The following is a 23,703-nucleotide window of genomic DNA, read 5'->3' on the forward strand; positions in this document are numbered from 1 at the left end:
TGCGTCAGGTTGACGCTGGGTGAACGGTCAGGCCACGAGGGCGTGTCGGGCGGGGCCGCGGTGGGGGGCGATGGTGCTGCCGTCGGGAAGGAGCTCGCCGGTGTCCTCGAAGACGATGACACCGTTGCAGAGCAGGCTCCAGCCCTGCTCAGGGAAGCAGGCGAGGATCCGGGCGGCTTCCCGGTCGGTCGCTTCGGCGGAGGGGCAGGTGGGTTGGTGCTGGCACATCGGGTTCTCCGGACTGTGGGGGCACTGTGTCATGGTTCACATGACCAGTGACGCACAGTACCAAGCGACAGTGAGCCGCATCGAGCAGGTTCACGCCATGTTGCCCGGAAATCCACTGAACGGACGAGGCGGAATGGGCCGGACGGCGTGGAAGCGCTCCCACTGAGGCGGGTCGACGCCCCCGCCGCCCCCGCGCACTGCCGCGACCGCCTCGCCGAACGCGACCGCCTCGAATGGCGCCTCACCGACGGCGGCGACCCCGCCGCCCTCGCCCAGGACTTCCTCACCGCCCACGGCCTCGGCGCCGACGACCTCACCCGCCCCGCCACCCACCGCCCCGACGGCCCCTGCGGCGCCGCCCTCTATCTCTCCGCCGCCGCAGCCGCCACCATGACCGCCGCCGCACCCGGCGCACCCACCCCCGCCCCCGCCCTGCCCGACCTCGCCATCATCGTCTACGACCACACCGCAACCGACCCCACCGGACCACCACCACCCGACACCACCTGGTGGGTCGGCGACTGGACCCCCAGCTGGACCCCCCACCAACACGCCGCCGCCGTCACCGCCGTCCGCGCCGCCATCGGCCGCGGCGACGTCTACCAGACCAACCTCGTCGGCCACGCCGCCGCCCCCTACACCGGCAACCCCCACCCCGCCCTCGCCCGACTCGCCCGCCTACCCGGCGCCCGCTACGGCGGCACCCTGCACGGCCCCGGCTGGGCCATCGGCTGCGCCTCCCCGGAAACCCTCATCGCCGTCGAAGCCGGCCGCCTCGTCACCCGCCCCATCAAAGGCACCCGCCCCGCCACCCCCGCCGGCCACACCGAACTGCTCACCTCCGCCAAGGAACGCGCCGAACACATCATGATCGTCGACCTGGAACGCAACGACCTCGCCCGCGTCGCCGCCACCGGCACCGTCACCGTCGACGAACTGTTCGCCGTACGCCGCTGGTGCGACCTGTGGCAGGCCGAATCCACCGTCTCCGCCGCCCCCGCCGACGGCCTCGGCCTCGCCGACCTGCTCCACGCCATCTGCCCCGGCGGCTCCGTCACCGGCGCACCCAAACTCGCCGCCTGCGACGTCATCGCCACCTGCGAACCCGTCGGCCGCGGCGCCGCCATGGGCGCCCTCGGCTGGATCGCCCCCGGCCACCTCGACCTCGGCCTCACCATCCGCACCGCCGCCGCCGACGCCCACCACCTGCACACCTGGGCCGGCGGCGGCATCACCTGGGACAGCGACCCCGACGCCGAAGTCGCCGAAGCCGCCGCCAAGGCCCACCCCGTCCGCGCCGCCCTCACCAACCGATAACCTGACCACATGACGATGCGGCCCATCCGGATCATCGGCGACCCGGTGCTACGCGCCGCCTGCGAGCCGGTCACCACCTTCGACGCCGACCTCCGCGCCCTGGTCACCGACCTCATGGACACCCTCCTCGGCGCCCCCGGCCGCGCCGGCGTCGCCGCCAACCAGATCGGCGTACCCGCCCAGGTCTTCGTCTACGACGCCGACGGCCACCGCGGCCACATGATCAACCCCACCCTGGAACTGTCCGACGACACCCAGGACGACGACGAGGGCTGCCTGTCCATCCCCGGCCTCTACTTCCCGACCCCCCGCGCCCTGCACGCCACCGCACACGGCTTCGACCAGCACGGCGAACCACTCACCATCTCCGGCAGCGGATTCCTCGCCCGCGCCCTGCAACACGAGACCGACCACCTCCACGGCCGCCTCTACGTCGACACCCTGCGCGGCGACACCCGACGCAAGGCCCTGCGCGAAATCCGCGCCGGCCGCTTCGACACGCCCCGCCGCTGACCAGTCGACACACCGGCGCCACCCGCGAACCGCGACCGGGCGGAGCATCATCGCGGCGTTGTCGATGACCGACCGCAGCGCCCTCAGCCCAACCGGGCCGTCAACGTGTACTCCCCGTACTCCGCCACCACCGTGAACCCCAACCCCCGGTACAGGCGCAACGCCGCCACGTTGTCACCCCGCACGTTCAACGTCACATGCTCCACCTCACCGACCAACCGCCCACACAACGCCGCCACCACCGCCGCACCCAACCCCCGCCCCCGAAACCCCGGATGCGTCGTCACGTTCCCCAACGCCGCCACCTGCCACGTCGGCGAATACACGTGCACCCCCGCCACCGCGACCAGCGCACCACCCCGACGCACCCCCACGTACCGGCCCGTGTCGAGCATCCGCGCGTCGAACCAGTTCCCCGGATACGCCACCGCGTACAGACCCCGCAACTCCGGCAGGTCCGCCACCGTCAACGGCCGCCCCTCGGCCACCACCCCCGCCAACCGGGCCCGATCCGTCAACGCCATCTTCACGTGCCCCACACCACCACCGACGTCGAACCCGCCACCCACCGCCGCCACCAGACCCGGCGACAGATGCGCGTGCAGCCGCGCCGGCAACACCGGCGTCAGATCCGCCACCAGCCCCGCCAACTCCGCCCGCCCACCCGGCCCGGCCAACGCCAACAGCGTCGGCGGCACCGCACCGTGATACAGCAACGCCACCTGCCCACCACGACGAAACCACGACGTGTACGGCCAGAAGAAGTCGTCGAGATCACCCAACTCGTACGCGTGCAACGCCGGATCCCGACCCAGCAGCCGACCCAACAACCCACGGTCGTGCTCGGCACGCACCAACCCGCTCAGCGGCACCCCTCGGCCGGCAGATTCTCGTGCGCCCACCGCGCCAACGCGTCCAACGCCGGCAACACCGCCGCACCCCGCTCCGTCAGCTCGTAACTGACCCCCACCGGCGGACCCTCCCGCACCGTGCGACTGACCAACCCCACCCGCACCAACTCACCCAACCGGTCCGACAACACCGACTCGCTGATCCCCGGCAACGCCCGCGCCAACTCCGCGAACCCCGCCGGCCCCAGCCCCAGCGTCCCCAGCAACACCCCGTTCCACCGCTTACCCAGGAACGCGAACGCCCGCGTCAGACCCCGGTCACACACACGGGGAGCCTCGTCGGCGGGGGAGCGCAGCGTCATGACCCCAGGATACGTGGCATCCACCACGACCACAGCAGCTTCGAAAAAGCTAGCTGCTACCGTAGGCGCAGCAACAACCCCACGAACCGGAGGACACCATGACCGACACGACCACGCCCCTGATCACCCTCCACCCCGACGCCCAAGCCCAACTCTTCACCGACGCCCGCACCGCCAACACCTTCACCGACGAACCCGTCACCGACGAACACCTGCGCGCCATCTTCGACCTCGCCAAGTACCCACCCACCGCCGCCAACACCCAACCCCTCCGCGTCCTCTACATCCGCCCCGGCGACGCCCGCGACCGCCTCCTCAACCACATGGCCGACGGCAACCGCACCAAGACCGCCAACGCCCCCGTCGTCGCCGTCCTCGCCGCCGACACCGACTTCCACGACCACATCCCCCGCGTCTTCCCCATCCGCCCCGAACTGCGCGACGGCCTCGCCGCCGACCCCGCCGCCCGCGACACCATGGCCCGCTTCAACGCCACCCTGCAGATCGCCTACTGGCTCCTCGCCGTCCGCGCCGCCGGCCTCGCCGCCGGACCCATGGCCGGCTTCGACGCCGCCGGCGTCGACCACGAATTCTTCACCGACAGCAGCTGGCGCTCCCTGCTCGTCGTCAACATCGGCAAGCCCGGCCCCGACGCCTGGTTCCCCCGCCTGCCCCGCCTCGACTACGACGACGTCGTCCGCCACGCCTGACCCACCCCACCGGGCCGGCGCGCACCCACCGCACGCCGGCCCGGCACCACCCTCACAACCCCCGACGCCGCCGCAACCACACACCCACCCAACCCACCACCACGAACACCACCATCGAACACACCAACACTCTCAGCACCCCACCACCCTCCCCTCACCCACGTAGGCTGCACAGAGTGCGCCTGGCCACCTTCAACCTGCTCCACGGCCGATCCCTCACCGACGGACTCGTCGACCCACACCGACTCACCGCCGCCGTCGCCGCCCTCGACGCCGACGTCCTCGCCCTCCAAGAAGTCGACCGCGACCAAACCCGCAGCGGCAACCACGACCTCACCACCATCGCCGCCCACGCCCTCCACGCACCCGAACACCGCTTCGCCGCCGCCCTCGTCGGCACCCCCGGCGAACACTTCCGCCCCCTCCGCCACGACGACGACGGACACGGCGAACCCCGCTACGGCATCGGCCTCATCACCCGCCACCCCGTACGCACCTGGCAGGTCACCCGCCTCAAACCCGCCCCCGTCCGCTCACCCGTCTACATCCCCGGACCCGAGGGCGGCCTCCTCCTCCTACAGGACGAACCCCGCGTCGTCCTCGCCGCCGTCCTCGACACCCCCCACGGCGACATCACCGTCGCCGCCACCCACCTCTCCTTCGTCCCCGGCTGGAACGCCCACCAACTCCGCCACACCGTCCGCGCACTCCGCGCCCTACCCGCCCCCCGCATCCTGCTCGGCGACCTCAACCTCCCCGCCACCCCCGCCCGCCTCATCTCCGGCTGGACCCCCCTCGCCCGCCGCCCCACCTACCCCGCCACCCACCCCCGCATCCAACTCGACCACATCCTCGCCGACCGCCACCTCCGCCACCGACTACCACCCGTCACCGCCACCGCCACCCCCCTCTCCACCATCTCCGACCACCGCCCCCTCCTCGTCGACCTCGGCTAACCACCCACCGCCCGCCGCACCGCCCCCACCGCATTACGAAACAACATCGCCACCGTCGTCGGACCCACCCCACCCACCCGCGGCGTGATCGCCCCCGCCACCCGCGCACACGACGGATCCACATCCGGCAACAACCGCCGCCCCGCATACCGCACCCCACCACCCACCACCACCGCACCCGGCCGCACATGCTCCGGCCGCACGATCCCCGGCACCCCCGCAGCCGCCACCAACACCTCCGCCCGACGCGCAAACCGCGGCCAATCCGCCACCCCCGTGTGCACCACCGTCACCGCCGCATTCGCCGTCGCCCGCTTCTGCGCCAACAAACATCGCCAACGGCCGCCCCAACGTCGCACCCCGACCCAGCACCACCACCTCCCGACCCGCCACCGACACCCCGTGAAACGCCAACAACGCCTCGATCCCCGCCGGCGTACACGGCACCGGCCCCGGCAACCCCAACGCCAACCGCCCCAGACTCACCGGATGCATCCCATCCACATCCTTGTCCGGATCCAGCACCTGCAACGCCCGCCCGTAATCCAGCCCACCCGGAACCGGATGCTGCACCAACACCCCGTGCACCCCACGGTCGGCATTGAAATCCTCGATCACCCGATGCAGATCCACCTGCGACGCCGACGCCGGCAACCGCACATGCGGCGACACGAACCCCAACTCCGCCGCCAGCCGCTGCTTGATCCGGATATACCCGACACTCGCATCGTCGTCACCGACGGCGTCACCCCCGCCGCCCGCAACGCGACGACCTCCGCCGCCACCTCACCCAACACCCGATCCGCCACCGGCCCACCCGGCAACAACCGAGCCGCACCCACGGAATCCATCGAAGAGGACATGACACCACCCCGCCCGCAGGGGCCCAGGCGGACGACCCCCACGACGAGCTCCCCGATGGTCAAACCCATCCCCGGTGCCGCCAGTCGCGTACCACCCCATCCTGCCCCACCCACCCCTCACCCCACGTCCCCCCGCGCCGCCACCAACCCCCCCAACACCCGATTCGTACGATTCGACCGCACCGCCGCCCGCTGCTGACCCGCCGTCACCTCGATATACGTCTGCGACGACGCCAACGACGCATGCCCCAACAACCGCATGATCTCCGCCGCGCTCGCCCCGTCCTCCGCCAACCGCGTCGCGAACGTGTGCCGCAACGCGTGCAACCGCGCCCCCCGCGGCACCCGATCGGCCACCCCCGCCCGCCGATAACAGGACTCCACCAGATACTGCAACCCACCCCGCCGCAACGGCTCACCCTGCCGATCCACCAGCAACGGCGACTCCGGCCGCACCGACCGCGACCCGAACCGCCGCGCCCGGCTGTCCAGGTACGCCACCAGCACCCCGTCCAGCTCCGGCTCGACCGGCACCACCCGCGGCCGACCCCCCTTGCCCGCCACCTCCACCCGACGCTCACCCGGCCGCCCCGCCAGCGACGCCACCCGCAGCGCCAACAGCTCCGACAGGCGCAGCCCCGCACACAGCGCCAACGCCAACACCGCCACGTCCCGCTCCGGCCACGGATCACGCTGCCGACCGTCCTCCCGGGACACCGCCGCGAGCAGCTGCTCCGGGGTGTCCTCACCGCGCAGCGGCTTGGGCTGGGGGAGCGGGGCGCGGGGACGGCCCACCGCCGGCATCGGGTTGCCCGCCACCACGCCCTCCGCCACCAGGAACGAGAAGAAGCTGTTCCACGTCGACCAGGCACGGTGCACCGACGCCACCGCGCGGGGCGCGGCGAACCGGGCGAACGCGGCCCGTATGACCCTGGGGGAGAGGGCGGCGACGGGCAGCGCCTCGGGCGGCAGGGCCGGGGTGACGACCTCCGCTGCCAGCGCCGCCACCGCCCGCAGGTCCCGCCGGTACGCCGCGAGGGTGTGCGGGGACGGCTTGCGCGTCGCCAGGGCGGTCAGGAACTCCTCGACGAGGCTCGTCACTGATTCGTCCTGTTTGTCATGCATAAGGGATATTATGCATGATTCTCGGGTTCACGGCGACCCGCCGCGAGAGGGGAGCGGGACGACCTGCCCGGCCTGGCCCACACGGGAACCGGCGTTGGCGCTGCCGGAGGCGTCGGTCGGTCCCGACCCGCGCGGGCCACGAAGACGTCTCCGCCGGGCCTGGATGGCGGGCCGGGACGCAGCGGCCGGTCCTGCAGGTGACCCGGCGAGGATGATCACCGGGCCAGGGTGGGCGCCGCCGACGGCGACCGGGCGCGGGACGGGGCGACCGGCGGCGGCCACGGGCGGGGGCAGGGCGGCGGCTACCAGCCGGCCGCCCGGCACAGGGATCGACCCCTCTCGGAGGAGCCCCCGACCGGTCAACTTGACATAATGTAAATTATCGAATCACTGCCGGGCCGTGCTGGCTTCCCCCTGATGATCAACCTATGCTGGTCCGATGCACCCGCTGTCGACCTGTGCGCCCGCCGTCACGTCCGTGATGCGGGCGCGCGTCGCGCGCCGTGCGGTCGTCCCGGCCGCGTCGGTCGTCGTCTGCCAGGCGAGCGCGGTGGTGACGTACGGGCTGCCGAGCCCGACCGGCCGTGGCCCTCCGGCGGCGGTCCCCTCCCCGAAACGACCGCCAGGGCGAAGCCGTAGAGCTTCGGCCCTTTTTCTTTTCCCCGGGCTTCTCGTCGTTCCCGGGTTTCCGATCGGAAGGATCGACCATGAGTCTGGATCATCGCACCGTCGACCAGCAGTGGCTGGCCGAGCTCCGCGTGTCGCTGGCGGACGAGTTCGCCACGCAGACGGCGCGGCTGCGGGAACTGACCGAGCTCAACGCCGACACGGGCGACCCGGGCGAGGCGCACACCCGGGCGGCGCTGGTGGTGGCCGCCCGGCGCGGCGTCGAGCAGGTCGCCGACGCGTTGCGGCGCATCGACGAGGGTGGGTACGGCGTGTGTGAGAGGTGCGAGCGGGCGATTCCGGTGCCGCGGCTGGAGGTGGTGCCGTACGCCCGCTTCTGTGTGCCGTGCCAGGAGAAGTCGGCCGGCTGACGTGGGTGTCGTGGGCCGCCACCTCGGTCTGGGTGGCGGCCCACGCCGTGTCGGTGGGTGGGGTGTGCTGGTCAGAGGCCGCCGGAGACGCGTAGGACGGTGCCGGTGGCGTAGCTGGCTTCGGGGCTGAGCAGCCAGGCGATGGCGGTGGCGATCTCGTCGGGTTCGCCGGCGCGGCCGAGTGGGATGCGGCCGGCGGCGGTGTCGGCGCGGTCGGGTGCGCCGGAGAGGGCGTGCAGGTCGGTGCGGATGATGCCGGGGGCGACGCCGTTGACGCGGATGCCGTGGGGGGCGAGTTCCTTGGCGAGGCCGATGGTGAGGGTGTCGGTGGCGGCTTTGGCGGCGGCGTAGTGGACGTACTCCCCTGGGCTGCCGAGGGTGGCGGCGGCGGAGGAGACGTTGACGATGGCGCCGCCTCGGGTGAGGCGGCGGGCGGCTTGTTGGGCGCAGAGGACGTACCCGATGAGGTTGACGTCGACGACGTGGCGTAGGTCTTCGGCGCGCAGGTCGGTGATGGGGCCGATGGGGCTGGTGACGCCGGCGTTGTTGACCAGGCCGGTGAGGGGGCCGAGGGTGGCGGCGGTGTCGAAGAGGTGGGTGACGGCGTCGGGGTCGGTGGTGTCGGCTTGGACGGCGATGGCGTTTCGGCCGGTGGCCTGGATGTCGGCGACGACATCGGTGGCGGCGGTGTGGTCGCGGCGGTAGGCGATGGCGACGTGGTGGCCTGCGTGGGCGAGGCGGCGGGCGGTGGCGGCGCCGATGCCGCGGCTGCCGCCGGTGACGATGGTGACGGGTTGCATCGGGTGTTCCTCCTCCCCCGGTTGTGGTGACGTTACCGGTGGGGTGGGGGCGTTGGCGGGTGTGATCGCTTACGCTGCCGGCGTCGGTTCGTGGCGAGGGGGTTGTGGTGGCGGGTGTGCGGGTCGGTGACCTGGTCGAGGATTTCGAGTTGCCGGACGAGACGGGTGCGTCGCGGCGGTTGTCGGAGTTTCTGGCGTCGGGGCCGGTGGTGTTGTTCTTCTATCCGGCGGCGATGACGCGGGGTTGCACGGCGGAGAGTTGTCATTTCCGGGATCTGGCGGCGGAGTTCGCGGCGGTGGGTGCGTCTCGGGTGGGGATCAGTCGGGATGCGGTGGAGCGGCAGGCGGAGTTTTCGCGGTTGCACGGGTTCGACTATCCGTTGTTGTCGGATGTCGACGGTGTGGTGGCGCGGCGGTTCGGGGTGTTGCGGCGGTTGCCGTTGGGGCCGTTGAGTACGCGGCGGATGACGTTCGTGATCGGTGTGGATCGGCGGGTGGTGGAGGTGGTGCACAGCGAGTTGGGGATGAACGAGCATGCGGATCGGGCGTTGCGGGCGTTGGGGGGTTGATCTTCGGGGTGTCGGGGTGGGCTGGTATCAAGGCAGGATCAAACAGGTGTACGGAAGAGGGTTGTGATGGTTGCCGCGGGCCAGGGTTTGTCCACTGACGAGGTGCAGAGCATCCGGGAGGCATTGGCGGCGGGCCGGAAGCCGAGGGTGGTGTTCACCTCGTCGGCTGGTCAGATCGCTGGTCAGGTGGGTCAGGTGGTGGAGTTGACGGATCCGGCGGTGTCGGACGAGTTCGTGGTGGTGCGGTTCGGGCGTGACGAGTTGCCGTTCTCCCCCGCTGATGTGGCGGTGGCGCCGCGGGGGGCGGGTCGGAAGGCGGCTGCGGTGTCGGTGGAGGCGCAGCCGGAGCCGGATCCTGAGCCGGTGTCGGTGGAGCCGGAGTTCGTGTTGGACACGCCGCGGGTGCCGGCGCAGCGGCGGGAGGAGCCGAGGGTGGAGCAGGAGCAGGAGTTGGCGGAGGTGAAGCCGGCGCGTAGGCCGGTGAAGGCGGCGAAGGTGGTGAAGCCGAAGGGGCCGGCGGGGTTGACGGTGACGTTGGCGTATGCGGATGGTGAGTGGACGGTGGCGGCGCAGCAGGGTGCGAAGGCGTTGGCGAAGCCGTATGTGGTGAAGCCGGCGGAGGCGTTGCGGATGGTGGCGTTGGTGGATGTTCCGGGGGTGCAGGAGGCGGTGGAGCAGATTCTGGCGGCGGAGCGGGCGGAGGCGGAGCAGCAGGCGGAGAAGTTGCGGGCGGAGTTGGCGGAGATCGAGGCGCGGTTGGCGGAGTTGCGCGAGGCGGGTTGATGGTGTTGGTCCTCCGCCCCCGTCGCTGTGTGCGGCGGGGGCGGTTTTGTGTGTGGGGCCGGCGCGTGGGGGGTCGCGCCGGCCCTGGGGTGGGTGGTCAGTGGGTGGGGATGTGGGCGATGCCGATGCGCTTGCGGAAGACCCAGTAGGTCCAGCCTTGGTAGGCCAGGACGATGGGGGTGAAGATGACCGCCACCCAGGTCATGATCTTGAGGGTGTAGGGGGTGGAGGCGGCGTTGGTGGCGGTGAGGGTGCCGGCGGGGTCCAGCGTGGAGGGCATGACGTTGGGGAAGAGTGCGGTGAAGAGGGTGGCGACGGCGAGGGCGATGGCGAGGGCGGTGCCGGTGAAGGCCCAGCCTTCGCGGCGGGTGCGGGCGGCGGCGAGGCCGGCGAGGAGGGCGATGGCGGCGCCGGCGGCGAGGGCGAGGGCGGTGGTGTTGGCGCGGATGGTGAGCGTCCAGGTGAGGAAGGCGACGGCGACGACGGCGGTGCCGACGCCGAGTTTGAGGGCGAGGTTTCGGGCGCGGTGGCGGATGTCGCCGGTGGTCTTGAGGGCGAGGAAGACGGCGCCGTGGGTGAGGAAGAGGCCGAGGGTGGTGAGGCCGCCGAGGAGGGCGTAGGGGTGGAGCAGGTCGGTGAGGCCGCCGACGTATTCGTGGTCGGCGTCTAGGGGTACGCCGCGGAAGATGTTGGCGAAGGCGACGCCCCACAGGACGGCGGGGATGGCGGAGCCCCAGAAGATGGCGTGGTCCCAGCGGCGTTTCCAGGTGGGTTCGGGGCGCTTGTGGCGGTATTCGAAGGCGACGCCGCGGGCGATGAGGGCGAGCAGGATGAGCAGCAGGGGCAGGTAGAAGCCGGAGAAGAGGGTGGCGTACCACTCGGGGAAGGCGGCGAACATGGCGCCGCCGGCGGTGATGAGCCAGACCTCGTTGCCGTCCCAGACCGGGCCGATGGTGTTGATGAGGACGCGGCGTTCGCGGTCGTCGCGGCCGAGGACGGGTAGGAGCATGCCGACGCCGAAGTCGAAGCCTTCGAGGATGAAGTAGCCGGTGAAGAGCACGGCGACGAGGAGAAACCAGATGGTGGTGAGTTCCACGGTGGGGCTCCGGGTCAGTAGGCGAAGGCGAGCGGGCGCTCGGTGTCGTCGTCGGTGGGTTCGGGGTCGGGGCTGAGTTCGGGTACGCCGGCTTTGGCGTAGCGGAGGAGGAGTTTGAATTCGATGACGGCGAGGGTGGCGTAGATGAGGGTGAAGGCGGTGAAGGAGGTGAGGACTTCGGTGAGGGAGACGGTGCGGGAGACGCCGTTGCGGGTGAGCATTTCGCCGAAGACGATCCAGGGTTGGCGGCCCATTTCGGTGAAGATCCAGCCGAAGGAGTTGGCCAGCAGTGGCAGTACGGGCATGACGAGGCCGGCGCGGAGCAGCCAGCGGCTGGTGGGGGTGCGGCCCTTGCGTTGGCTCCAGAGGACCAGGAGGGCGATCGCGGCGGTGGCGAGCCCGAAGCCGATCATGAAGCGGAAGCTCCAGTAGGTGACGGGGATGATGGGGGCGTAGTTGCCGGGGCCGTACTGGGTGGCGTATTGGGCCTGGAGGTCGTTGATTCCTTGGACGGTGCCGTTGGGGTCGCCGGTGCCGAGGAACGACAGCAGGTAGGGGATCTTGAGGGCGAAGACCTCGCGGCTGCCGTCGAGGCTGCCGACGGTGAGCACGGAGAACGAGGCGGGGCTCTCGGTGGTGTAGAGGCCTTCGGCGGCGGCCATCTTCATGGGCTGCACCTCGGTCATGATCTTGCCTTGGATGTCGCCGGTGAGCAGGACGAGGGCCGAGGAGATCAGGACGACCCAGGAGCCGAACGTGGTGGCGAAGCGGTATGCGCCGGTGTCGGCGCTGCCGCGGTTGCGGATGACGTGCCAGAGGCCGACGGTGGTCACGAGGGAGCCGGCGACGAGGAACGATCCGGCGAGGGTGTGCGGGAAGGTGACGAGGGCGACCTTGTTGGTGAGGACGGCGACGAAGTCGGTGAGTTCGGCGCGGCCGCTGTCGGGGTTGATCCGGAAGCCGACGGGGTTCTGCATGAACGAGTTGGCGGCGAGGATGAAGTAGGCCGACAGGTTGGTGCCGATGGCGGCGGCCCAGATCGCGGCGAGGTGCAGTCGTTTGGGCAGTCGGTCCCAGCCGAAGATCCACAGGCCGATGAAGGTGGATTCGAGGAAGAAGGCGACGAGGGCTTCGATGGCCAGGGGTGCGCCGAAGATGTCGCCGACGAAGCGGGAGTAGTCGCTCCAGTTCATGCCGAACTGGAATTCCTGGACGATGCCGGTGACGACGCCCATGGCGAAGTTGATGAGGAAGAGTTTTCCGTAGAATTTGGTGAGTTTGAGGTAGCGCTCGTTGCCGGTGCGGTGCCACATGGTCTGGAGGATGGCGACGAGTACGGACAGGCCGATGGTCAGCGGCACGAACAGGAAGTGGTAGACGGTGGTGACACCGAACTGCCAGCGGGCGACGTCCAACGCGTCCACCTGGAACCCCCAGCCTTTCATACTACGAGACGTAGTAGATACTACTCGTCGTCGTAGAAGATCCGGCAGGGGCGGAGGTCCCGACCCGGCCCGGGACCAATGACCTTGATCACCTCGGCCGGGCGGCCCCCGCCGGCGCACTCCCCTGTCCCCTGGGCCTGGCGCGGGCGTGCGACCATCGACCGCTGATGGACACGCCCACCGCCCGCTGGCGCCCGCCCCTGATCTGGCGCGGCGCCCAGCTGCTCGCCCGCGCCGTCGTCGGCGCTCTGGCCCACCTCGAGGTCACCGGCGACGTGCCCGAAGGGCTGCGCCGGGGGCCGCTGATCCTGGCCGCCAACCACCTGAGCCCTTTCGACCCGCTCGTGCTGGCCGCCGCCTGCCGCGCCCGCGGCGTCTCCCCTCGGTTCATGGCCACCGGCGGGCTGTTCCGCGCCCCGCTGCTGGGGGCGGCGATGCGCCGCGCCGGGCACCTGCGCGTCGACCGGGGCACCGCCGCCGTGCACCGGGCCCTGGACGACGCGGCGTGCGCCGTGGCCGCCGGGTCGGTGATCCTGGTGTATCCGGAGGGCCGCATCGGGCTGGACCCGGGCCTGTGGCCCGAGCGCGGCAAGACGGGCACCGCCCGGCTCGCCCTGGCCAGCGGCGCGACCGTGGTGCCGGTGGCCCAGTGGGGCTCGCACGAGGTGCTGCCGTACCGGGCGCCGAAGGGCATGCTGCGGGCGGTGGCCCGGGCGGTGTGGCGGCGGCCGGTGCTGCGGGTGCACTTCGGCGACCCGGTAGTGCTGGGCGACGTCGCCGCGGACGCGCCGGGCGCGGCCCGGCGGGTCACCGACCGGATCATCGACGCGATCACCGACGCCCTGGTGCCGCTGCGCCCCGACGAGCCCGACGTGCCGCGCCACGTGGACCCGGGCCGTCCCGTCGACACCTCCCGGGCGCACCGCCGCCGGCTGCCCTGACGCCCCTGACGCGTGGGGGTGGCGGGCCGCTCACCTGCCGGTCATCCGGCGTCGGCCCCGGCGGGGCATACTGCCGGGCGTGCCCTCCCCCTCCGCCTACCTCGACGCGCCCGCGCCGCTGGCGTTCGCCCACCGCGGCGGCGCGGCCCACGGCGACGAGAACACCGCCGAGGCGTTCGCCCGCGCCGTCGGCCTGGGCTACCGGTACGTCGAGACCGACGTGCACGCCACCGCCGACGGGGTCGCGGTGGTGTTCCACGACGCGACCCTGCGGCGGGTCACCGGGCAGCCGGGGCGCATCGCGGATCTGCGCTGGGCTGACCTGGCGTCGGTGCGCGTCGGCGGGGCCGCCGTGGTGCCGCGCCTCGACGACGTCCTCGGCGCGTGGCCGCAGGTGCGGTTCAACGTCGACGTGAAGGCCGACGGGGCGGTCGCGCCGACCGTCGCCGCGCTCGATCGGGTCGCCGCCGGCGACCGGGTGCTGCTGGCCTCGTTCAGCGACGCCCGGCTGGCCCGGCTGCGGGCGGCCACGCACGGGCGGGTCGCCACGGGGCTGGGCGCGCGCGGGGTGGCCCGGCTGCGGGTGGCGTCGCTGCACGGACGGCCGGTGCGGCTGCACCCGTCGGTGGTGGCGGTGCAGGTGCCGCCGCGCTACGGCCGGCTGCCGGTGGTCGACCGCCGGTTCCTGGCGTACGCGCACGGGCTGGGGTTGCACGTGCACGTCTGGACGATCGACGAACCTGCCGAGATGCACGAGTTACTTGATCTTGGTGTGGATGGCATCATGACCGATCACGTCGGCGTGCTGCGCGACGTCTACCGCAGCCGCGGCCACTGGGCCGCCTGAGATCGGCGGAGGAAACCGATGGCCGAGACGGTCACCCCCGACGTGGCGACCCCGCCGCCTGCCAGCACCGCCCGGGAGCGGCGCGGCTGGTACCTCTACGACTGGGCGAACTCGGCGTTCCAGACGACAGTCATCACCGTGTTCCTCGGCCCGTTCCTGACCACCGTCACCGAGCTGGCCGCCGGCTGCGCGCTGGGCGCCGACACCTGCGACGGGTACGTACACCCGCTGGGCATCCGGGTCGCCGCCGGCTCCTACTACCCGTACCTGATCTCCCTGTCGGTGTTCCTGACCGTGTTCGTGCTGCCGGTGGTCGGCGCGGTGGCCGACCGGTCGGCGCACAAGAAGCGGCTGCTGGGCGCGGCGGCGTTCACCGGCGCGGGGGCGACGATCGCGTTCGCGTTCGTCACCGGCGAGCGGTACCTGCTCGGCGGGGCGCTGTTCCTGGTGGCCAACATCGCCTTCGGCGCGGCCGTGGTGGTCTACAACTCGTTCCTGCCGCAGCTGGGCGGCCCCGACGAACGCGACGGCATCTCCAGCCGCGGCTGGGCCATCGGCTACCTCGGCGGCGGGCTGCTGCTGGCCGCGAACCTCGTCGCGGTGACCATGCTCGCCGAGGACGGCAACCCGCAGCGCACCCTGGACCTGGCCCGCTGGTCGATCGTGTCGGCCGGCGTGTGGTGGGCGGCGTTCACCCTCGTGCCGCTGCGCTGGCTGCGCGAGCGCCCGCCCGTCGCCGCGTCGGCCGGCGGCGGCAACGTGCTCACCGACGGGTTCCGGCAGCTCGGCCGCACCCTGCGCGAGGTCAAGGCGTACCCGCTGACGTTGTTCTTCCTGCTGGCGTTCCTGGTCTACAACGACGGCATCCAGACCGTGATCACCCTCGCCAGCCAGTACGGCACCGAGGAGCTGAAGCTGGGGCAGAGCACCCTGATCACCACCATCCTGCTGGTGCAGTTCCTCGCCTTCGGCGGGGCGCTGGGCCTGGGCGCGCTGGCCCGGCGCATCGGGGCGTGGAAGACGGTGCTGCTCAGCCTCGTGCTGTGGACCGGCGTGATCATCGCCGCGTTCCGGCTGCCCGCCGAGGCGCCGCTGCCGTTCATGATCCTCGGCGGCTGCATCGGCCTGGTCCTCGGCGGCAGCCAGGCGCTGAGCCGGTCGCTGTTCAGCCAGCTCATCCCCGCCGGCAAGGAGGGCGAGTACTACGGCTTCTACGAGATCAGCGACAAGGGCACCAGCTGGCTCGGGCCTCTCGCCTTCGGGCTGGTGTTCCAGCTCACCGCGTCCTACCGGGTGGGCCTGGTCTCCCTGCTGATCTTCTTCGTGGTCGGGTTCGCGCTGCTGGCCGCCGTGCCGATCCGCCGCGCGATCGTCGCCGCAGGCAACACCCCGCCGAGGGTGCTGTAGGCCGACACGCACCCGACTGATCGGCGGTGCTCGATCGGCTAGGCTGCCCCGACGTGACCGACGACGCCGCTGCCACCCCGATCTGCCTGGCCCGGCCCCTCCCGGGCCCGGACGACGACCCCCGCCGCGGCTGCGCCGCGACCCGGGGCGCCGACGGCCGGCCGCTGCACGCCGCCGCCCTGCGGTTCTTCTGGGGGCCGATGGACTGCGGCAAGTCCACGATGGCCCTGCAGATGAACCACAACCACGCCCGGCAGGGCCGCCGCGGCCTGGTCACCACCCGCATCGACCGGTCCCTGGGCCCGCAGGTCACCACCCGCATCGGCCTGGCCCACGCCGCGATCGAGGTCACCGACGGCCTCGACCTGCGCGACCTGGTCCGCGACGCCTGGGCCGACGGGGTACGCGTGGACTACCTCATCTGCGACGAGGCGTCCTTCTACAACCTCGAACACATCGAGCAGATGGCCGACCTCGTCGACAACGACGACGTCGACGTGTACGCGTTCGGCCTGGCCACCGACTTCCGGTCCTGCCTGTTCCCCGCCGCCCGGCGGCTGTTCGAACTCGCCGACTCCGTCGCCCGCATCCAGGTCGAGGTGCTGTGCTGGTGCGGCCGCGAAGGGCTGCTCAACGCCCGCGTCATCGGCGGCCGGGTCGTCCGCGAAGGCGAACAGGTCGTCATCGGCGACACCGTGGACACCGCCGACGTGCGCTACCAGGTGCTGTGCCGGCGGCACTACCGCGCCGGTGAGCTGGGCCCCCGCGACTGACCGGGCAGGCGGCAGCGGCTCAGAACGGGTCACCGCAGACCCGCCACCGGCCGTCCTCCTTCACCATCGGCACCGTGCGGTCCTCCCCCGCGCCCCCGTCGCGGATCAGCCGCGCCCGCACGGTCCCCGTCGGCCGGCCCCCCTTGGTGCGCACCGACACGTCGACGATCTCGTAGCCGGTGACCACCGGCGGCGTGCGTACCCAGCCGGCGAAACCGACCGCGCTCCACCGGCTGCGCGACTGCGCGCACAGCCGCTCGTAGGCCCGCTCCACGTCGCCTGCGGCGACCTCCCGCAGGAACCCGTCGGCGCTGTCGCGGACCTGGTCGCCGGCACCGGCCAGCATCTGCACGTTCCACGCGCCCAGCCCGGCCACCCCCACCAGGCACAGCCCCAACCCCGCGCCGACGGCCAGCAGACCGGTGCGCGCCGGCCGGCCCCGCCGCGCCGGCCGCGTCCACGGCTGCTCACTGCCCATCACGTCGACCGTAGGCCCACCCGCCGCCGCCGCGCAGGCACTCGCCCCGGGTCGCCCCGCCCGGCCGCATCGTCTACGGTCGGCGGCACACGGATGGCAACCCGCGGAGGCGAGGCGACGATGACCCGTTACGTGCAGCCGGTGCCCACCCCCGACGACCCGTACACCGGTGACCGGCTGCTGCGGTCCTGGCTGCGCCGCCTGCTCGGCCCCGCCGGGCACGACGCCGCGCAGCCCCGGCTGGTCGATTTGGCCGCCGACGTGGCCGGACCGCTGCGCGCCGCGCACGCCGACGCCGAGGCCCACCCGCCGGTCCTGGTCCGCTACGACGGGTGGGGCGCGCGCGTCGACCGCATCGACACGTCCGCCGGCTGGCGGGCCCAACGCGCCGCCGCCGCCCGCCACGCCGTGGTCGCCCTGCCCTACCAGGCGTCCGCGCGGCAGCGGTGGGGGGCCGGCGCGCGGGTCGTCCAACACGCCTTGCTGCACCTGTACGGGCCGGAGTCGGCCACGTTCTCCTGCCCGGTGGCCATGGCCGACGGCGCGGCGGCGCTGCTGAGCCTGCCCGACGTCGACGCGGCCGTGCGCGACGCGTGGCTGCCCCGGCTGACCTCCACCGACCCCGACACGGCGATCGTGTCCGGGCAGTGGATGACCGAGTCGCAGGGCGGCTCCGACCTGTCCGGCTCCAGCACCGTGGGCCGGCCCGCCGCCGACGGGTCGTGGCGGCTCACCGGCCAGAAGTGGTTCTGCTCCGCCGCCGACGCGCCGATGGCGGTGGCCCTGGCCCGCCCCGAGGGCGCCGGGCGGGGCAGCCGCGTGCTCGCCCCGTTCATGGTGCCCCGCTACGCCGCCGACTCGCCCCTGGCCGGGGTCACCGCCGCCGCCGACTCGCCCGCCCCCGGCGTCACCGTGCACCGGCTCAAGGACAAGCTGGGCACGTGGGCGCTGCCGACCGCCGAGATCGGCCTCACCGACGCGTACGCGCTGCCGCTGGGCGACCCGGCGGTGCCCGGCCTGGCCCGGGCGATGACCCTGGTGGTGGTGACCCGGGTGCACAACGCCGCCGCCGCGGCCGGCGGGATCCGCCGCGGCCTGGACTACGCCCGCGCCTACGCCACCGCCCGCACGGTCGCCGGGGGACGCCTGGCCGACAGCCCGCTGCACCGGGCCACCCTCGGCGCGCTCGCCGTCGACGCCGCCGCCGCGTTCGCCCTGGCCGGGCACGCGTTCGCGCTGCTCGGCCGCGTCGAGACCGACGCCGACGTGGACGCCGCCGCCGAGCTGCGGGTCGTCGCGCCCCTGGCGAAACTCGCCACCGGCCGCCTCGCCGTGGCCTGCGCCAGCGAATACGTGGAGGCGTTCGGCGGCGCCGGATACGTCGAGGACACCGGCGTGCCCCGGCTGCTGCGCGACGCGCAGGTCCTGCCGATCTGGGAGGGCACCACCAACGTGCTCGCCCTGGACGTGCTGCGCGCCGTCGCCCGCGAGAACGCCGACGCGCCCCTGCTGCGCCGCCTCGCCGCCGCCGTCGACCTGGCCCGGCCGCTGTCGCCGGCCCTGGCCGACACCCTCGCCACGGTCACCGGCCAGTTGACCGCCGCCCTCGCCGACGTCGCCGCCGACCCGCGCGCCACCGACGTCGTCGCCGGCGCCCGCGCGCTGGCGTTACGCCTGGCGGCGGCGCTGACCTGCGCCCTGCTCGTCGAGCACGCCGCGTGGGGCGACGAGCAGGCCCGCGTCGCCGCCGAGCTGTGGGCGCGGCGGCGGCTGCGCCACGAGGACATCTCCGCCGACGCCCACCGCCACCTCGACCTGCTCTGCTGAGCAGCTAGGCGCGCCGGCGGGCCCGCGCCGCCCAGATCGCGTACGCCGGGTCGCGGTCCAGGTTGTGCCGGTCCCGGTCGTAGCGGCGGGTCGTCCGCGGGTCCGCGTGCCCCATCGCGTCCTGCACGTCCTCCAACGGCACCCCCTCCGCGCGGGCCGTCGTGGCGAACGCGTGCCGCAGCGAGTGCGGCGACAGCTTCTCCCACGCCGGGATGCCCGCCGCGCGGGCCAGCCGCCGCACCAGCCGGAACACCGAGTGCCGGTCCAGCCGCGCGCCGGTCGCGGTGACCAGCAGCGGCCCGGTCACCTCGTGGACGCCCACCCCCTGCGCCGCCGCCCGCTGCGCCAGGTAGGCGTCCACCTCGTACGCCGTGGACGGGGTCAGCGCCCGCCGCCGCGGCTTGCCGCCCTTGCCGACGAACCGGACACTGCGGTGCCCCCGCTCCGCGCCCAGGTCCGCCACGTCCAGCGACACCAGCTCCCCCACCCGCAGCCCCAGGTCGGCCAGCAGCGCCACCGCCGCCCGGTTCCGGGCCGCCGTCGGCCCGGTCTCGGCCTGCGCGGCGGCCAGCAGCGCGTCCACCTCCTGCGGCGTCAACCCGATCGTCGAGGAGTGGTCCCGGTCGACGCGGGGCCGGTCCGCCGCCGTTACCGGGTTCGCCTCGATCGCCCGCAGCTTGACCAGGAAGTCGTACCAGCTCGACAGGGCCGACAGCTTGCGGGCCACCGTCGCCGGGGTCAACGGCCGGCCGCTGCGCGCCGCCGGGGTGGCCTCCAACTCCCGACCGTAGGCGTTGACGTCGAGGAAGTTCGCCCGCAGCGGGTCCAGCTCCCGGGCCCGACACCACGCCAACCAGCCGGCCACGTCCCGCCGGTAGGCGTCGCGGGTGTGCTCGGACAACCGGCGGTTACGCAGCCACGCCTCGGTGAAGTCGCCCGGACCGGCCCCGCGCAGGGCCGGCCGGGCCGCGCCACGCGGCAGCACCGGAAACTCGGGACGAAGCATGGGTGAAAGGTTCTCAGCCTTCGTGTGCGTCGGCGGTGAGGCGCGCCCGAAGGCTTTCCCGCCCCGGCCGCCCGCCGCCGGCCGGCTCCTCGTGAACCCCGCCGCCCGTGACCCGCCAACACCGGTCGTAGCCGACGGCGTCGGCGAACCACACGTCGTGGGTCACCAGCACCACCGTGCCCCGGTACGCGCGCAGCGCCTCCTCCACCACGTCCAGGGAGTCGAAGTCGAGGAAGTTCGTCGGCTCGTCGAGCAGCAGCACCCGCGCCGGACCGTTCACCATGACCGCCAGCAGCAGCCGGCGCAGCTCCCCGGCCGACAGCAGCCGCAGCGGCTGGTCCCACTGCTCCGGGCCAAACAGGTGCGCGTCGAGCAGCCGCTCGGCCTCGTCGACGTACACGGGCACCTGGGAGCGGAACCACGTCAGCACCGGGACGTCGGTGCGCAGCGCGTCGTGGGTCTGCGGCAGCAGCGCCACCGGCGCACCGCAGGTGACCTCCCCCGCGTCGGGTTCGCGCAGGCCGGCGAGGATACGCAGCAGCGTGGTCTTGCCGGTGCCGTTGTCGCCGGTGAGCAGCACCCGGTCGCCGGCGCGCACCCGCAGGTCCACGCCCGCGAACAGGGGCCGGTCGCCGGCGCGGGCGGCCAGGCCCCGCGCGGCGAGCACGTCCCGGCCGTCGCCGCCGGCCGGGTCGGGAAACGCCAGGGTCAGCGTCGGGCGGGTCTGCGGCTGCGCCAGCCACCGCAGCGACTCCATCTGCCGGCGTAGCCGCCGCTGCCGCGCCGTGGCCTTACGCGCGACCTTCTTCGCGTAGCGGCGCGCCTGGTCGGCGCCGAGACCGCGGCGCACCGTCGACTCCACCCCGCGCGCGTGTTCCTTGGTGCGCGCGATGTCGGCCAGCAGCCGCTGGTGGGTCTTCTCCTGCGCCTCGTAGTCCAGCAGCAGCCGCTGCCAGCGGCGGGTCTTCTCCGCCCGGTAGTCGGTGTACCCGCCGGCGTACGTCTGCGGTGTGTCGTGGATGCCGTCGAGTTCCACGACGCGGGTGACGGTGCGGTCGAGGAACGCCCGGTCGTGGCTGACCACCAGCACGCCGCCGCCGAACGCGGCCAGCCAGCCGCCGAGCCAGGCGATGCCGTCGGCGTCGAGGTGGTTGGTCGGCTCGTCGAGGATCAGCAGGTCCGGGGTGTCCAGCAGCACCCGGGCCAGGGTCAGCCGGGCCTGCTCTCCGCCGCTGACGCGGTGCAGCGGCGCGTCGTCGGGCAGGCCGGCCACGTCGAGTCGCTGGCGGACCTCGGCCAGCCGGGCCTGCGCCCGCCACCCGTCCAGGGCGGCGAAGCGGTCCTGGGCCTCGCCGTAGGCGTCCAGCGCGGTGGTGTCCCCGCCGGCCAGCCGCCGCTCCAGGGTCCGCAGCCGCCGGTCGAGCCGGCCCAGTTCGCCGAGGCCGGCGGCGAGGAACTGCCCGACGGTGACCGTCGGGTCGGGCGGCTGCTGGGCGAAGTAGCCGATCCGGGTGCCGGGGGAGAGGCTGACGTGCCCGGTCGACGGCGGCTCGGCCCCGGTGAGCACCCGCAGGAGGCTGGACTTGCCGACCCCGTTGGGGCCGACCAGGCCGACCCGGTCGCCGGCGTTGACCACGAGGTCGACGCCGGTGAACAGCGGCTCGGCGTCGTACTGCAAGCTGACGGACACGACTTTCAACACGGTGATCCTCCGCGGGACGGCAGGCGGGCCGGGACGCCCACGACGGGCGGCCGGTCGGTGCGCGTGGCGGCGGGGCGGTCGGCCCGGCCGCGGCCTGCGGGATCACATGCGCTGGTCGGCTCCGGTGTCTCGGCTGCGGGGACGTCGTCGAGTCTGGCATCCCCCGCCGCCGCCCGCGACCGGTTTACGTGTCGTTGCGATCAGGGCACCCCGCCGCGGGGTGCCCTGATCGCGTCGGGTGCCGTCAGGCGTCGATCTGCCGGTGGCCGTTGCCGCGGTGGCGATGGCCACCCGGCGGGGCTTGGCCCGCTCGGCCACGGGGATGCGCAGGTCAGCACCCCGTTGTCTTGACATCCTCTCCGCCTTGAAGAACGGAGATTCCCTCCACGCTGCGTGTGGGACACGCGGCGTTCGGGTGGGTTACCGCTTCTCTGCGCGCTGCCGGGACGGGTCCCGGTCTTACGTGTGCTCCACGGTCGTTGAGGTCCGCCTGTCCAGCGGCCCTGATGTTCTTGGCGGCGTTGACGTCGCGGTCGTGGTGGCTGCCGCACGGGCAGTCCCACGCGCGCACGTCGAGCGTCATCTTCTCGTTGATCCGTCCGCAGTCGGAGCACATCCGGGTGGACGGGAAGAACCGGTCGACGCGGGCGAAGGTGCGCCCGTACCTCGCGGCCTTGTACTCCAGCATGCTGGTGAAGCCGGCCCATCCGGCGTCGTGCACGGATCTGGCGAGCCTGGTCCGGCCGAGTCCGGCAACGGCAAGGTCCTCGACGTACACCGCTTGGTTGTCGCGGATGATCGCCGTGGACAGCTTGTGCTGCCAGTCCCGTCGGGTGTCGGCCACCCGGGCGTGGGCCCTGGCAACCTTGATCACGGCCTTCCTGCGGTTCTGGCTGCCGCGCTGCTTGCGCGAGAGGGCCTGTTGCAGCCGTTTGAGCTTGCGGGCGGCGCGACGCAGGAACTTCGGGGCGGCGACCTTCGTGCCGTCGCAGAGCACGGCGAAGTGGGTCAGCCCCAGATCGATGCCGACCTCGGACGCGACCGGCGGCAACGCCTCGTCCTCGGCCGTGGTCACCACGAACGAGGCGCAGTACCGCCCGGCAGCGTCCTTGATGATCGCGACGGACGACGGGTCTGATGGCAGGGTCCGCGACCAGCGCACGTGCAAGTCGCCGATCTTCGGCAACCGCAGGCGGCCGTTGTCGAGGACCTTGAACCGGGCATTCCTGGTGAAACGGATCGCCTGCCGGTTGTCCTTGCGCGACCGGAACCTCGGCGGGGCGACCTTGCGGCCCTTGCGTTTGCCGGACAGCGAGTCGAAGAAGTTGCGGTACGCGGTGTTCAGGTCCGCGAGGGCCTGCTGCAACACCACCGCCGACACCTCGCCCAGCCAGGCCCGCTGCGGCGTCGCCTTGGCCTCGGTGATGACCCGACGCGACAACTCCCCGTCAGAGACGTACGCAATCCCTTGCTCACGCGCCTGCTGACGCAACCGCAACCCGTCGTTGAACACCACCCGCGCGCACCCGAACGCCCTGGCCAGCTCGATCTGCTGGCCAGGCGTCGGGTAGACGCGGAACTGGTAACGCAGCTGCACGATCACGAATTTACCATTCTGGTAATGGTCGATCTCGCAGACATTCGCACGGGTAGACACTGAGCCATTCCGCGCAAGCAGGCGGTAGCAGTCAGTAGCTGTCCGGAATGCCGGGTAGGCGTTGGACGCGCCAGTTCAGGTCAGGTACGAAGAGAAGACGCAGAACCTCGATACGAAGTGGTCCTTCCACAGATCAACTTCACAGAGGTCCTGCGTCGACATGAGTGTCACATACACCGCCGTGCTGCCGGTGCGCGAGGAGACCGTTCACCGCCTGACCGGGCTGCTGGACGCCGAACGCACCCGCCGCGGCACCCGTGCCCGAACCCGGTCACTGACCTGCCGTGACCAGGCGATCCTGGCCCTGCGCTGGTTCTGCGACGGCACCCGGATCACGCAACTCGCCGCCGACAACAAGATCAGCGTGTCCACCGGCTACGACTACCTGCACGAGGCCATCGACGTGCTCG

At 72.6% G+C, this 23,703-nt stretch carries 23 protein-coding genes, 2 pseudogenes and 1 riboswitch; of the genes and pseudogenes, 13 read left to right on the forward strand and 12 right to left on the reverse strand.

Going from position 1 to position 23,703, the window contains the following annotated elements; all coding sequences use genetic code 11:
• Positions 1-27: 27 nt before the first annotated feature.
• On the reverse strand, positions 28-228 hold the full coding sequence (locus tag GA0070558_RS30290) for a DUF5999 family protein (protein ID WP_074476393.1): 201 nt from the start codon (positions 226-228) through the stop codon (positions 28-30).
• A 147-nt stretch (positions 229-375) separates the two neighbouring features.
• Here GA0070558_RS30290 and GA0070558_RS30295 point away from each other — a divergent pair, with 147 nt between their 5' ends.
• Both GA0070558_RS30295 and def read left to right on the forward strand, forming a co-directional pair.
• Positions 376-1,545 (forward strand): chorismate-binding protein, encoded by a 1,170-nt coding sequence (locus GA0070558_RS30295; RefSeq protein WP_091286235.1) that lies wholly within the window; start codon positions 376-378, stop codon positions 1,543-1,545.
• A 9-nt stretch (positions 1,546-1,554) separates the two neighbouring features.
• Entirely contained in the window at positions 1,555-2,058 is a 504-nt protein-coding gene (gene def, locus GA0070558_RS30300; RefSeq protein ID WP_077940314.1) for a peptide deformylase, read from the forward strand.
• Between the two features lie 83 nt (positions 2,059-2,141).
• On the opposite strand, the gene GA0070558_RS30305 is transcribed toward def, so the two are convergent.
• Positions 2,142-2,912 carry a GNAT family N-acetyltransferase gene (locus GA0070558_RS30305; RefSeq protein ID WP_091286287.1) on the reverse strand — a complete coding sequence of 257 codons (771 nt, stop codon included), beginning with the start codon at positions 2,910-2,912 and terminating at the stop codon, positions 2,142-2,144.
• Between the two features lie 8 nt (positions 2,913-2,920).
• Positions 2,921-3,271, reverse strand: a complete 351-nt coding sequence (locus tag GA0070558_RS30310) for a winged helix-turn-helix transcriptional regulator (RefSeq protein WP_043969645.1) — start codon at positions 3,269-3,271, stop codon at positions 2,921-2,923.
• Positions 3,272-3,369: 98 nt separating this feature from the next.
• On the opposite strand from GA0070558_RS30310, the gene GA0070558_RS30315 reads away from it, so the two are divergent.
• The gene (locus GA0070558_RS30315) at positions 3,370-3,981 is read left to right on the forward strand and encodes a malonic semialdehyde reductase (protein ID WP_091286239.1); all 612 of its coding nucleotides are present in this window, start codon (positions 3,370-3,372) and stop codon (positions 3,979-3,981) included.
• Positions 3,982-4,157: 176 nt separating this feature from the next.
• A complete protein-coding gene (locus GA0070558_RS30320) occupies positions 4,158-4,937 on the forward strand; it encodes an endonuclease/exonuclease/phosphatase family protein (RefSeq protein ID WP_091286242.1) in 780 nt (259 codons plus the stop codon).
• Here GA0070558_RS30320 and GA0070558_RS30325 read toward each other — a convergent pair.
• Positions 4,934-5,800, reverse strand: a pseudogene (locus tag GA0070558_RS30325) (bifunctional 5,10-methylenetetrahydrofolate dehydrogenase/5,10-methenyltetrahydrofolate cyclohydrolase). The gene GA0070558_RS30320 and the pseudogene GA0070558_RS30325 overlap by 4 nt on opposite strands.
• Before the next feature lie 14 nt (positions 5,801-5,814).
• Positions 5,815-5,891: riboswitch (ZMP/ZTP riboswitch) on the reverse strand.
• A gap of 26 nt (positions 5,892-5,917) precedes the next feature.
• Positions 5,918-6,925: a tyrosine-type recombinase/integrase gene (locus tag GA0070558_RS30330; RefSeq protein ID WP_091286246.1), complete on the reverse strand. Its 1,008-nt coding sequence runs from the start codon at positions 6,923-6,925 to the stop codon at positions 5,918-5,920.
• 707 nt (positions 6,926-7,632) lie between these two features.
• Between GA0070558_RS30330 and GA0070558_RS30335 the strand changes: the two genes are divergently transcribed.
• A complete protein-coding gene (locus GA0070558_RS30335) occupies positions 7,633-7,962 on the forward strand; it encodes a TraR/DksA family transcriptional regulator (RefSeq protein WP_091286250.1) in 330 nt (109 codons plus the stop codon).
• Between the two features lie 71 nt (positions 7,963-8,033).
• On the opposite strand, the gene GA0070558_RS30340 is transcribed toward GA0070558_RS30335, so the two are convergent.
• Complete coding sequence (locus GA0070558_RS30340; protein WP_091286253.1) at positions 8,034-8,762, reverse strand: SDR family NAD(P)-dependent oxidoreductase; 729 nt, start codon at positions 8,760-8,762, stop codon at positions 8,034-8,036.
• Between the two features lie 107 nt (positions 8,763-8,869).
• Between GA0070558_RS30340 and GA0070558_RS30345 the strand changes: the two genes are divergently transcribed.
• Positions 8,870-9,331: a peroxiredoxin gene (locus tag GA0070558_RS30345; RefSeq protein WP_091286290.1), complete on the forward strand. Its 462-nt coding sequence runs from the start codon at positions 8,870-8,872 to the stop codon at positions 9,329-9,331.
• A gap of 66 nt (positions 9,332-9,397) precedes the next feature.
• Positions 9,398-10,114: a hypothetical protein gene (locus GA0070558_RS30350; protein WP_091286293.1), complete on the forward strand. Its 717-nt coding sequence runs from the start codon at positions 9,398-9,400 to the stop codon at positions 10,112-10,114.
• A 97-nt stretch (positions 10,115-10,211) separates the two neighbouring features.
• On the opposite strand, the gene cydB is transcribed toward GA0070558_RS30350, so the two are convergent.
• Complete coding sequence (gene cydB, locus GA0070558_RS30355) at positions 10,212-11,210, reverse strand: cytochrome d ubiquinol oxidase subunit II (RefSeq protein WP_091286255.1); 999 nt, start codon at positions 11,208-11,210, stop codon at positions 10,212-10,214.
• Between the two features lie 14 nt (positions 11,211-11,224).
• A complete protein-coding gene (locus GA0070558_RS30360) occupies positions 11,225-12,634 on the reverse strand; it encodes a cytochrome ubiquinol oxidase subunit I (protein ID WP_218107137.1) in 1,410 nt (469 codons plus the stop codon).
• Positions 12,635-12,822: 188 nt separating this feature from the next.
• Here GA0070558_RS30360 and GA0070558_RS30365 point away from each other — a divergent pair, with 188 nt between their 5' ends.
• The 4 genes from GA0070558_RS30365 (at position 12,823) to GA0070558_RS30380 (ending at position 16,623) form a co-directional block, all read left to right on the forward strand.
• Entirely contained in the window at positions 12,823-13,596 is a 774-nt protein-coding gene (locus GA0070558_RS30365; RefSeq protein ID WP_091286261.1) for a lysophospholipid acyltransferase family protein, read from the forward strand.
• Between the two features lie 79 nt (positions 13,597-13,675).
• Positions 13,676-14,443: a glycerophosphodiester phosphodiesterase family protein gene (locus GA0070558_RS30370; protein ID WP_091286265.1), complete on the forward strand. Its 768-nt coding sequence runs from the start codon at positions 13,676-13,678 to the stop codon at positions 14,441-14,443.
• Positions 14,444-14,461: 18 nt separating this feature from the next.
• Entirely contained in the window at positions 14,462-15,850 is a 1,389-nt protein-coding gene (locus tag GA0070558_RS30375; RefSeq protein ID WP_091286267.1) for an MFS transporter, read from the forward strand.
• Between the two features lie 53 nt (positions 15,851-15,903).
• Positions 15,904-16,623, forward strand: a complete 720-nt coding sequence (locus GA0070558_RS30380; RefSeq protein WP_091286270.1) for a thymidine kinase — start codon at positions 15,904-15,906, stop codon at positions 16,621-16,623.
• 19 nt (positions 16,624-16,642) lie between these two features.
• On the opposite strand, the gene GA0070558_RS30385 is transcribed toward GA0070558_RS30380, so the two are convergent.
• Complete coding sequence (locus GA0070558_RS30385; RefSeq protein WP_091286273.1) at positions 16,643-17,101, reverse strand: Rv0361 family membrane protein; 459 nt, start codon at positions 17,099-17,101, stop codon at positions 16,643-16,645.
• A 120-nt stretch (positions 17,102-17,221) separates the two neighbouring features.
• Here GA0070558_RS30385 and GA0070558_RS30390 point away from each other — a divergent pair, with 120 nt between their 5' ends.
• Entirely contained in the window at positions 17,222-18,928 is a 1,707-nt protein-coding gene (locus GA0070558_RS30390) for an acyl-CoA dehydrogenase family protein (RefSeq protein WP_218107136.1), read from the forward strand.
• 4 nt (positions 18,929-18,932) lie between these two features.
• On the opposite strand, the gene GA0070558_RS30395 is transcribed toward GA0070558_RS30390, so the two are convergent.
• From GA0070558_RS30395 to GA0070558_RS30405, 3 genes are all read right to left on the reverse strand, one after another.
• The gene (locus GA0070558_RS30395) at positions 18,933-19,934 is read right to left on the reverse strand and encodes a tyrosine-type recombinase/integrase (RefSeq protein WP_091286278.1); all 1,002 of its coding nucleotides are present in this window, start codon (positions 19,932-19,934) and stop codon (positions 18,933-18,935) included.
• Between the two features lie 13 nt (positions 19,935-19,947).
• Complete coding sequence (locus GA0070558_RS30400; protein ID WP_256092215.1) at positions 19,948-21,624, reverse strand: ABC-F family ATP-binding cassette domain-containing protein; 1,677 nt, start codon at positions 21,622-21,624, stop codon at positions 19,948-19,950.
• A gap of 343 nt (positions 21,625-21,967) precedes the next feature.
• A complete protein-coding gene (locus GA0070558_RS30405; RefSeq protein ID WP_091286281.1) occupies positions 21,968-23,239 on the reverse strand; it encodes an RNA-guided endonuclease InsQ/TnpB family protein in 1,272 nt (423 codons plus the stop codon).
• A gap of 214 nt (positions 23,240-23,453) precedes the next feature.
• On the opposite strand from GA0070558_RS30405, the pseudogene GA0070558_RS30410 reads away from it, so the two are divergent.
• Positions 23,454-23,703 (forward strand): annotated as a pseudogene (locus GA0070558_RS30410) (IS5/IS1182 family transposase); the annotation flags it as partial.

The sequence above is a fragment of the Micromonospora haikouensis genome (genome assembly GCF_900091595.1).
Lineage (GTDB): Bacteria > Actinomycetota > Actinomycetes > Mycobacteriales > Micromonosporaceae > Micromonospora > Micromonospora haikouensis.